The organism is Agarivorans sp. 2_MG-2023 (assembly GCF_030548085.1).
Taxonomy (GTDB): Bacteria; Pseudomonadota; Gammaproteobacteria; order Enterobacterales; family Celerinatantimonadaceae; genus Agarivorans.
Genome location: NZ_JAUORQ010000023.1, coordinates 23,756 through 34,354 on the forward strand (window position 1 = coordinate 23,756; position 10,599 = coordinate 34,354).

10 protein-coding genes are annotated in these 10,599 nt (G+C 45.9%); 2 read left to right on the forward strand and 8 right to left on the reverse strand.

The annotated features are described in order from the left end of the window. Window positions 1–5: 5 nt before the first annotated feature. The 7 genes from hflX to Q4549_RS21275 all read right to left on the reverse strand — a co-directional run bounded on the left by hflX (window position 6) and on the right by Q4549_RS21275 (window position 7,774). Window positions 6–1,298 (reverse strand): ribosome rescue GTPase HflX, encoded by a 1,293-nt coding sequence (gene hflX, locus Q4549_RS21245; protein WP_303554475.1) that lies wholly within the window; start codon window positions 1,296–1,298, stop codon window positions 6–8. 50 nt (window positions 1,299–1,348) lie between these two features. After that, window positions 1,349–1,597, reverse strand: coding sequence for an RNA chaperone Hfq (hfq, locus tag Q4549_RS21250; RefSeq protein WP_137674321.1), 249 nt, complete (start codon window positions 1,595–1,597; stop codon window positions 1,349–1,351). 86 nt (window positions 1,598–1,683) lie between these two features. Then, window positions 1,684–2,610 carry a tRNA (adenosine(37)-N6)-dimethylallyltransferase MiaA gene (gene miaA, locus Q4549_RS21255; protein ID WP_303554473.1) on the reverse strand — a complete coding sequence of 309 codons (927 nt, stop codon included), beginning with the start codon at window positions 2,608–2,610 and terminating at the stop codon, window positions 1,684–1,686. Then, a complete protein-coding gene (mutL, locus tag Q4549_RS21260; protein WP_303554472.1) occupies window positions 2,603–4,444 on the reverse strand; it encodes a DNA mismatch repair endonuclease MutL in 1,842 nt (613 codons plus the stop codon). Before mutL ends, miaA begins: the two co-directional genes overlap by 8 nt. Beyond that, the gene (locus Q4549_RS21265; RefSeq protein WP_303554469.1) at window positions 4,445–5,794 is read right to left on the reverse strand and encodes an N-acetylmuramoyl-L-alanine amidase; all 1,350 of its coding nucleotides are present in this window, start codon (window positions 5,792–5,794) and stop codon (window positions 4,445–4,447) included. After that, window positions 5,784–6,254 (reverse strand): tRNA (adenosine(37)-N6)-threonylcarbamoyltransferase complex ATPase subunit type 1 TsaE, encoded by a 471-nt coding sequence (tsaE, locus tag Q4549_RS21270; protein ID WP_303554467.1) that lies wholly within the window; start codon window positions 6,252–6,254, stop codon window positions 5,784–5,786. Before tsaE ends, Q4549_RS21265 begins: the two co-directional genes overlap by 11 nt. Further along, window positions 6,254–7,774, reverse strand: coding sequence for an NAD(P)H-hydrate dehydratase (locus Q4549_RS21275; RefSeq protein WP_303554465.1), 1,521 nt, complete (start codon window positions 7,772–7,774; stop codon window positions 6,254–6,256). The genes tsaE and Q4549_RS21275 overlap by 1 nt, the downstream gene beginning before the upstream one ends. On the opposite strand from Q4549_RS21275, the gene queG reads away from it, so the two are divergent. After that, window positions 7,773–8,906, forward strand: coding sequence for a tRNA epoxyqueuosine(34) reductase QueG (queG, locus tag Q4549_RS21280; RefSeq protein WP_303554463.1), 1,134 nt, complete (start codon window positions 7,773–7,775; stop codon window positions 8,904–8,906). The two genes, Q4549_RS21275 and queG, sit on opposite strands and share 2 nt — an antisense overlap. A 59-nt stretch (window positions 8,907–8,965) precedes the next feature. Next, window positions 8,966–9,703 (forward strand): polyphosphate--glucose phosphotransferase, encoded by a 738-nt coding sequence (gene ppgK / locus Q4549_RS21285; RefSeq protein WP_137674328.1) that lies wholly within the window; start codon window positions 8,966–8,968, stop codon window positions 9,701–9,703. On the opposite strand, the gene Q4549_RS21290 is transcribed toward ppgK, so the two are convergent. After that, entirely contained in the window at window positions 9,704–10,420 is a 717-nt protein-coding gene (locus tag Q4549_RS21290) for a DNA alkylation repair protein (protein ID WP_303554461.1), read from the reverse strand. It abuts the gene before it with no gap. Window positions 10,421–10,599 lie beyond the last annotated feature (179 nt).

A 10,599-nucleotide genomic window follows, 5' to 3' on the forward strand; every position in this document is an offset into this window, starting at 1 on the left:
AATGCCTACTCACATTGAGCAATAAAACTTTCTAAATTATGGTCAAATTGTTTATCCAACCGCTGCCAATCAATGGCATCTAATCGAATATCAACAACGATATTTCCTTCATCGTCTAAGCGTTCACCTGTTACGCAGTCTAACTGATATAGACGACTACGCAAGCGACCTTCGCTTGGTGGTAAACGCAAAGTGTGGTTAACCATTTCACCAACTAAACGTTCGCTGATTGCCTTGTACAAAAGTGGCAACCCTTCTCCCGTTAACGCTGATACCCACACTTTTTGGGGTAAACCTTCTTCATCACGCTCTATGCGTGGTGCCATATCGGGATGCTGGTCAACTTTGTTGAATACCTGCAAAAATGGGATTTCTCCCGCACCGATTTCTTCTAATACTACCTCAACCTGTTCGATATTCTCAGCCATTCTTTCATCACTACAATCAATCACATGTAATAATAGTTGAGCTTCTCGTGTTTCGGTTAAAGTCGCTTTAAATGCTGCCACTAAGTCATGAGGAAGGTGGCGAATAAAGCCTACCGTATCAGCAAGAATTACCTTGCCTACGTCCTCAATGTCTATTTTTCTTAAAGTTGGATCCAACGTTGCGAACAATTGGTCTGCAGCATATACCTTGGATTCGGTGATTTGATTAAACAATGTGGATTTACCCGCATTGGTATAACCCGCTAACGAAACCGTGGGTAATTCTGCGCGCTGCCTGGCTCTGCGCCCTTGCTCTCGCTGTTTACCTACTTTCTCTAAACGCTGTTGAATTTGTTTAATACGCGCCCGGAGTAAACGGCGATCGGTTTCGAGTTGCGTTTCACCTGGCCCACGTAAGCCAATCCCACCTTTTTGTCTTTCTAGGTGAGTCCAGCCGCGAATCAGTCGAGATGACATATGCCGTAACTGCGCCAGCTCTACCTGTAACTTACCTTCGTGGGTACGTGCGCGTTGAGCAAATATGTCTAATATGAGGGTTGTACGATCAAGTACCCGAGCCTCACAGAGCATTTCTAGATTTCGCTCTTGTGCTGGCGATAAAGCGTGATTAAAAATAATCACATCCGCTTGGGCACTTTTAACACATTCGGCAATTTCTTCAGCTTTACCCGCACCCACAAAATATTTGGGATGAGGGGAAACTCGGCTACCGGTGATGGTAGCAACTGCGTTAACGCCTGCAGAACTGACTAACATCTTCAGTTCTTGCAGGTCTTCTCGCTCATCTTCGTCATTAAAGTTTACATGGACTAAGATGGCTTGTTCACCTGCTTCATAACGGTCAAACAAGCTTTTCTACTCCTTGGTAGTCACCAAGGCTAAGGTGCCTTCGCAATATTCTACTCTTCGGTTTTGGTTTCGCCAGGTACTGGGGTGTGGTGTGGAACAGCGCGAGCTGGAACCACAGTAGAGATAGCATGTTTATATACCATCTGGCTGACAGTGTTTTTCAACAAGATAACAAACTGATCAAATGATTCAACTTGGCCTTGCAACTTAATACCGTTTACTAAATAAATTGAAACGGGAATGCGTTCACGTCGTAACGCATTCAAAAATGGGTCTTGTAATGATTGCCCCTTCGCCATGTTATTGTTCCTTTTTTCTTATTAATTAATTGGCACAGATCAAATTCGATTATATACCACTAAGTTGGAGCCTTATAGCGACATTTTCAAGTATCACTTAGCGATTTAGTAATAATTTTGTTGTTTTCCGGGTTTGCGCTTTCTAACCAAGTCAACGATGACCACGATTTTAACCAGTTCATTTGCTTCTTGGCTAACTGCCTGGTGGCCACAACGCCACGAAAAACCATTTCATCGTAATCTATTTCACCACTGAGATATTGCCACATTTGGCGATACCCTACGCTACGCATTGAGGGTAGGCTTAAATCCAAATCTCCCCTTTGCATCAGCGCTTTGACCTCAGCTTCGAAACCAAGTTCCAGCATTATTGTAAATCGTTGTTCAATGAGACTGTGCAACTGCGCTTTTTCTTTCGGCACAATAGCAAATTGATGTACTTTAAATGGCAACTCAGGCAGTGGCTGCTGATTAATCTCGGTTAAAGATTTCCCCCTCAGGCGGTAAACTTCAATTGCCCGCATCAAACGCTGGTGATCATTAACGCTAATTCTGGCCGCACTTACTGGATCAAAACCTGCTAGTTGCTGATGCAAAAGCTCCCAGGAGCCTAATGCAGCTTCTTGCTGAATTTGTTCACGCAACAACGGGCTCGCTTCTGGTAAATCAGCAATGCCTTCTACTAAGGCTTTAAAATACAACATGGTTCCCCCCACCAATAAGGGGATATTACCGCGTTGATGAATCTCACTGATTTTTGCTAACGCATCTTTACGAAAGTCTGCTGCAGAATACACCGCAGTAGGGTCGCAAATATCAATTAAAGCATGAGGGGCCAAGGCTTGCTCTTTCGCAGTTGGTTTAGCGGTGCCAATATCCATTCCACGATAGATTAGCGCAGAATCGACACTGATTAACTCAAAACCTTGTTGTTGATGAAGCTCAATAGCTAGCGCGGTTTTACCCGACGCCGTAGGGCCCATCAACGTAACAACCGGTAGTGTATTACTCATTGGCAAACCCCGCGATACAAGGAGATAAATCCACTGGTCGCCATAATGTACTTGGTAGCTCATCGGCATAAATTTGCTGTAAGCCCTGACAACACTCCACTGCCTGCTGCCAAGCAAAATCATTGGGCTTGTTTTGCAGTTTGATCAAACCACTTAACAAGGCCTCAGGTTGTTGCCATTCGCTATCGGGTAATTGACTCATCGCCAACAACAAGCTAGGTATCAGCAAAGCAAAATCTGCTTTTCTGAATAGCTTGGGGACTTGAGCAACAATTAACTGATGCTTGTTTACTAAGTTAAAACTAAAACCTAAACGACGCAGTGAATCAATTTGTTGTTTAACTAAATGGAGTAAATCTGGCTCAATATTTAGCTTTAGTGGCAATAACAGCGGAACACTATCTAAACCTTGCTGCCATTGCTCTAACGCCTGCTTAAACGCTAAATGCTGCTGGCTTGCCCACACATCAATCATCACAAGTTGCTGTTGGTGGCGAGCCAATAAGTAGCCATTAGCGTCTAAATGCAGCGGGTATAGTACTGACTCAGCCGTAGGCTTTACAGCCGGTGAAGCTGAATTGGATGTAAAACTAGCGCTGGTATTTAGCCATTGATTGTTCGCATTTAGTTCTTGAACGCTAGGTGGCTCTGCACGATGTAAATTTGATTGGTAAGCATGACGATTATCATCTCTGCCTGCGCTGGCGCTTATCGGTGACGACGACCGCGGAGCGGGTGTTGCGGTGTAACCATGAGAAACACTTGGCGCAGAAAAATCATCATCACTTGTTTCATTCGTCCAGTGAGAATCTAGCTCTGCGGTTTGGTTCGCTTGAGGGATTTTGCTTAAGGCCGATCCCAATACTTGAACAATATAGTCATGCACCAAACGGGCTTGATGAAATCGCACTTCGTGCTTAGCAGGATGAACATTTACATCTACTTGGTCTAAAGGCAGCTCTAAATACAAAACATAACAAGCATGCTGGTCATCACCCAGATACGGCGCGAAAGCTTGTCGAATTGCGTGTTGTAGTAGCTTGTCACGCATCATTCGACCATTTACATAAAAGTACTGCTGGTCGTTTTGGGCGCGAGCCACTTCAGGTAAACCCAACCAACCATGTAAACGCAGCTGATCATGCTGATTGTCTAGATGCAAACAATGGTGAGTAAATGGCACACCCAAAACTGTACTTACTCGCTTTAACTGCTTATCGAGCTCTTTAGAAATACGGTATTGGCGAATCAATTTACCGTTGTGTTTTAAGCTTACCGCTACATCAAAACGGCTCAAGGCTAAGCGCTTTAACAACTCATCGATATGAGAAAACTCGGTCTTTTCGGTGCGCAAAAACTTACGCCGTGCGGGCGTATTAAAAAACAAATCTAATACTTCTACAGAACTGCCTACCGGGTGAGCGCAGGGATGCAAGCTTACCTGCATGTCTCGACCGGCAGCTTGGGCCTGCCAAGCCTGTTCTTGCTCTGCAGTTCGCGAGCTTAAACTTAAGCGCGATACTGAACTAATACTGGCGAGCGCTTCACCGCGAAAGCCTAACGTAGCAATAGCACTTAGATCATCAAGGCTATCTATTTTACTGGTAGCGTGACGACTTAATGCAAGACTTAGCTCATCTTTAACAATGCCTGAGCCGTTGTCTCGAATAAGAATTCGTTTAGCGCCGCCTTTATCTATTTCTATATCGATACGAGTGGCACCGGCATCCAAGCAGTTTTCAATCAACTCTTTAACCACAGACGCCGGGCGCTCAACCACTTCACCGGCGGCTATTTGGTTAGCCAACTGCGCTGGCAGTATTTGAATAGCCATTTAACTGTTAGGAATGGTCAGCACTTGACCAATTTTTAAAGTATTAGAAGATAGTTTATTGGCTTTTTTCAAACCCGCCACGCTGGTGTTGTAACGCGCAGCTAATACCGACAAAGACTCACCTTTTTTCACGGTGTGTTTTCTCACCCCGTAGGTTTGCGCATACAGCGTCCCGGCCAGAGGCTTGGCACGGTAATGCGCTTTAATACCTTTAACCACGGCTTTAGCAATGCGCTCTTGATGATTGCCAGTTTTAAGCAGCTTCTCTTCGTTATGGTTGGTAATAAAGCCAGCCTCTACCAAGATAGAAGGAATATCAGGAGACTTAAGCACCGCTAAGCTTGCATGTTCAGGGCGCTTCTTATGCAAACTGGTTACCTTACCCAGCTCGCTCAATACTTTTTTGGCCACCTCGTAGGCGGTATTCATCGAGTAGTCCATCTGCATATCAATTAATGCAAAGTTAAGGTGGGCATCATTTTCTACACTGCCCATTACCTCGCCTACTCCGCCTAGCAAATCTGACTCAGCTTCGTGATCTTCTAAATGTCGACCTACTTCACTTTTAGCTCGGCGAGTAGACACCACCCAAACAGACGCGCCTTTAGGTTGTGAAGAGGTAAAGCCATCAGCATGGATAGAGACTAAAAAGTCTGCTTTATTTTTACGGGCAATTTGCGAGCGTTTATTCAAATTAACAAAGTAATCGCCTTCGCGAACTAACACCGCTTTTAGGCCTTTTTCTTGATTAATCAAACGCTGAGCGCGCTTTGCAATCGCTAAGGTAATGTTTTTCTCATAAGTTCTACGATTACCAATTGCACCAGGGTCTTCGCCACCATGGCCTGCATCAATGGCAATAATGATGTCTCTATTTCCGGCTAACTGCTGTTGGTTTTTCGCTTTGGATATTTGCTGCTGTTTTTTCTTGGTTTGAGCTGTACCTACTTTGTCTGGCAAATCAATTACTAAGCGGTGGCCGTAGTTGCCGGTAGGTTTTAACGCAAAGATAGTAGGGTTAACCGCCTGACTAAGCTCAATGACTAAACGGTAATCACCTTTCGCCTTTGGAGTACTGGCTCGAATTTTATTAACCAATGAGCCCGATAGTTCTACCTTACTTAGCTCAGCCAGCATTTTGCTGTTTTCTAAATCCAGTACCAAGCGATTCGGCGTGGTGAGGTTGAAATGGTTAAATTCAGGTGCGCCCGACAAGTCTAATACAATACGCGTATTATCCGGGCTGCTCCACACTCGTACCCCAGATACATTTGCATTAGCCATCGCTAAGCCACATACAAAATACAAAAACAAGCCCATCCAAGGGCTCAATTTAAGGCTATGCACCATGTTTACTTAACCACTCCACAATCTCTATTCCTTGCTCACTAAAAGCTTTTACTACGGCGCTGCGTTGCTCTCCGCGGTAAACCAGCTCAACCAGCAAATCTGCCTCAGGCAAAAAGCCTTGTCCTTTTTCTGGCCACTCCACCAAACATAGACAGTCGTCGGCAAAATAATCTCGAATGCCAATAAACTCTAACTCTTCAGGGTCGGCCAAGCGATACAAATCAAAGTGATTAACCCGCCAAGTATCTAGTTGATAAGGTTCCACCAAAGTGTAAGTGGGACTTTTCACCTTACCTTTGTGCCCTTTTCCTTGAATAAAGCCTCGAGTAAGGGTGGTTTTACCCGCGCCAAGCTCGCCCTCTAAGTAAATAACACTTGCTTGCTGGCAGGCTTTTGCCAGTAACTCACCTAAGGCAACGGTTGCATCTGCGTCGTTTAGTTCAATTTGCCACGTTTTCATTACAGTTCTGGATTCACCAATTGTCTTATATAAGGCATCAAGTCTGAGGCTAACATGCCTCTCTCGCCTTGCGCTGCGGCTAGATCTCCAGCCATTCCATGAATACTCACCCCAAGGCAGGCGATATCAAATAACGAATGCTGCACTGCAAATTGGGCCATTAAGCCGCCGATTATACCAGACAAAACATCTCCCATCCCACCAGATGCCATGCCTGGATTACCAACATTACAAATTTTTACTTTGCCGTCATTCCCAGCAATGATGGTTCCAGCACCTTTAAGCACACAAACGCCGCCAAAAGCTTGCTGGATATGGCGTGCAGCTGCAATTCTATCACCCTCAATATCTGCCACAGAGCAAGCTAACAGTCTCGCAGCTTCACCAGGGTGTGGAGTCAAAACCCAATCATTTCGACGCAGCGGCGCTAGTGCTAAAAGATTAAGCCCGTCGGCATCAACCAAACAATGTACAGTTTGCTTAAAGGTTTCAGTTAGCAGCAATTTCGCCCATTGATCTTGGCCGAGCCCTGGGCCTATCACGACACAGCGGGATGGCTTCAGTGATTCAGCCAATGACTTTGTGTGTTCAAGCCCTATACCCGCTACCATTAATTCGGGGCGACCAGCGTTAACTACCGGTGAATTATCAGGGTGAGTGAATACATTGACCAAACCAGCACCGGCTCGCAAGCTGGCTTCGGCGGCCATGCGAATAGCCCCTGGCATGCCTTTGTTTCCGCCCACCACAGCCAACCGGCCAAATTGTCCTTTATGTGCTGTTTTAGAACGGCGCTGCAGCATTTGAGTTAATTCGCTCACCTCAACCCGCGAAACATCACTTACATTGTATTTCTCAAATTGTTGGTCAATGCCCAAACCAGCAAATACCAACTCACCGACATATTCCGCTGCATGGCCGGTAAACAAACCTTGTTTGGCGGCGATAAAGGTAATGGTGGCATTCGCGCTGATGACTGCGCCTAAGTTGCGACCAGTATTGGCACACAAACCTGAGGGTAAATCTAAACTCAACACTGGCGCTGTAGCGAGGTTCACCTTGGCAAATAAGTCACATAAAGGCTGACGAAGCGAGCCGGTGATACCGGTGCCTAATACACCATCAACAATCACGTCGCACTGCCAGTCAAGCTCATCCAATGTCTCAAGCTTACCGCCGGCAGCTACCCAAGCATCTTTTGCCGCACCAGCTTCACTGGGCTTGCCTGTTGTGCTACCAAGATCAATCACTTGAACTTGCTGACCAGACTGTTTCGCTAAACGAGCAACTACGTAAGCATCGCCACCATTGTTGCCGCCACCCGCTAAAACCAATAGTTTTTGCGCACCTGGCCAAGCACTCTGCAAATAATCAAAAGCGGCTTGTCCAGCCCGCTCCATCAGCAGTGACAAGCTGATACCTAACTTATCGGCAATCACGGCCTCTTGGCTTTTCACTACTTCGGCGCGCCATAAAGTCTGTGGTAAACTGTAAGAAAATAAATCGTGCTTTTGAGCCATGCCCATACCAACCGAAATTGACCTAAAACAGCTTGTTCAACATATCAAGCTGACCGCTAAATCGCTAGGTTTTCAACAGATCGGCATAACAGATGTGGATCTTAGTCAACATCATCAATCAGTGGAGCAATGGCTAGCTAAAGACTACCACGGCGAAATGGACTATCTGGCGCGAAACCTCGAGCTACGTAAACACCCCGAACTATTACACGAAGGCACTCAACGGATTATTTCTGTGCGCATGGATTACTTGCCTGAAGATGCAAAGTTTGCCCAAAGCCTAAGTAAAACCGATCAAGCCTACATAAGCCGTTATGCATTGGGCCGCGACTATCACAAGCTAATGCGCAAACGCCTGAACCACTTAGGCATAGCGATTAATGATTACTGCGAACAGCAACTAAACATGCGCCCTTTTGTGGACTCTGCGCCAGTAATGGAACGCCAGTTAGCCAGCAAAGCAGGATTGGGTTGGACCGGTAAACACACCTTGGTGATTAATCAAGATGCCGGCTCTTGGTTTTTCTTAGGTGAGCTATTTGTAGATTTACCGCTGCCCATTGACCAACCAGTTGAAGAGCAGTGCGGGGATTGCGTAGCCTGTATCACCATTTGCCCAACTCAAGCGATTGTTGAGCCATATCAAGTAGACGCACGCCGCTGTATTTCTTACCTCACCATTGAATACGACGGTGTGATAGATGAAGAACTGCGCCCCCTGATGGGCAATCGTATTTATGGTTGCGACGACTGCCAATTGGCCTGCCCTTGGAACCGCTACGCACAGCTAACCCAAGAAGCTGATTTTGCTGCCCGCGAACAGCTCGACCAACCCACGCTTTTACAACTTTTTGCATGGACAGAAGCAGAGTTTCTTAAGAAAACCGAAGGCTCCCCCATTCGTCGTATTGGCCACCAGCAATGGTTGCGCAACATAGCCATTGCCTTAGGTAATGCCAGTTACTCAGAACAAGCCATTCAAGACTTACAGTCAAAACAAGATGTTAGCGAAGTTGTACAAGAGCATATTGATTGGGCCATTAAGCAACAACTGGCCAAAGCTAGCAAAGCTTCACGAAAAACCGCGCGTTTGATCCGTATTATAGAAAAAGGATTAACTCGCGATGCTTAATGCCCTGAGCCATTAAGTTCTGTTACACTTTTTTAGAATAAAATAATGGGAAGCAGCTCATGCACTTACTTGGCGTTGATATAGGTGGCACAGGCATTAAGGCCGCCATCGTTGATTCAAATACGGGTCAGTTGATTAGTGAACGACACCGCATCGCAACACCACAACCAGCCACTCCTCAGGCGGTTGCCACCTGCTTAAAAGAAATGGTTGAGCACTTTGCTTGGCAAGGGCCTATTGGCTGCGGCTTCCCGGCTACGGTGAGTCATGGCGTGGCACAAACCGCTTCTAACATCGATAAAAGCTGGATTGGTACCAATGTTGAAGCCTTGTTTTCAGAGTATACCGATTGCCCCTGCTATGTAGTAAACGACGCAGATGCCGCAGGCATGGCTGAAATGGCTTTTGGTGCAGGTGTAAATCATCAAGGTGTAGTGGCCATTATTACCGTAGGTACCGGCTTAGGCAGTGCCGTTTTTGTGAATGGTGAGCTATTACCGAATACCGAATTTGGCCATATTATCCTTGAGGGAAAAGTGGCTGAGCATTATGCCAGTGCCCGAGTGCGAGAAACCGAAGAGCTTAGCTGGAAAAAGTGGGGCAAACGCTTCAACTTATATTTACAACGCTTAGAGTTTTTAATGTCGCCCGATTGTTTCATTATTGGCGGTGGGGCCAGCAAAAAGTTTGATAAATACTCAGAGCAACTGGCCCTAAAAGCGGAAGCTCTGCCAGCTCAAGGCTTAAACCAAGCAGGCATTGTAGGCGCGGCCATGTACGCGCAGCATCAATGTTAACTATTTAAGAATATCTCCGCTTAAATAGGCCTTACGCAAAGGTTCATCAAAGCGCTCTATACTATATCGCAGCAACTCTCGAGGAAGTTGATTGAGATGTTGCTGCAAAAATCCTTCAACAGCATGTTGATTTCGTTTGGCTAACTCTCGCAGCATCCAGCCCACCGCTTTATGCATTAATGGATGGTGATGAGTGCGAAAGCGTTCGGCTAAAGATAACGTCAGCTGGCTGTCATTTTGTCGAATGTAATAAAAACAACTCACCATGGCAATGCGTTGCTGCCACATACTGTCACTTGCAGCGAACCTTTCTAACAAGTCCTTATCTTGCTGCTGCCAAATATACGGGCCAACGATTTTGGGCGCCGAGCAATCTACCAAATCCCAATTATTCACCCATTCGACATGCTGTAAATAAAAATCCATTACCTGCTGTTGCTGACTCCGTGTCTTTGATTTTTGATAATGGCTACACAACACCACCAAGGCAAAAAAGCGTTCTTCATGAAACGCCGAGCTAATTAGCTCATCCAACTCTTCTATGGCTAGCGGATAAGTTTTAGCAACGTTGCGAATATCGGGAACACGAATACCTAAAAACCGGTCACCTTCGCCATATCCACCCGCGTAGGCTTGAAAGTATCGAGGGATAAAAGCGGCCTTTTCAGCATCGGCATGTTTGCGAAGCGCTTGTTTTATTTGAGCAAGCTGATCCATCGAATGCCTAGTTGTTAAAGAAAGATATTCTGCTAGCTTAATGCAAAGAGCCAAAAATGTTTATTCCAGGCAATAAAAAAGCCCCGCATCAATGATGCAGGGCTTTAATTTGGAGCGGCACATCAGGTTCGAACTGATGACCTCAACCTTGGCAAGGTTGCGCTCTACCAACTGAGCTA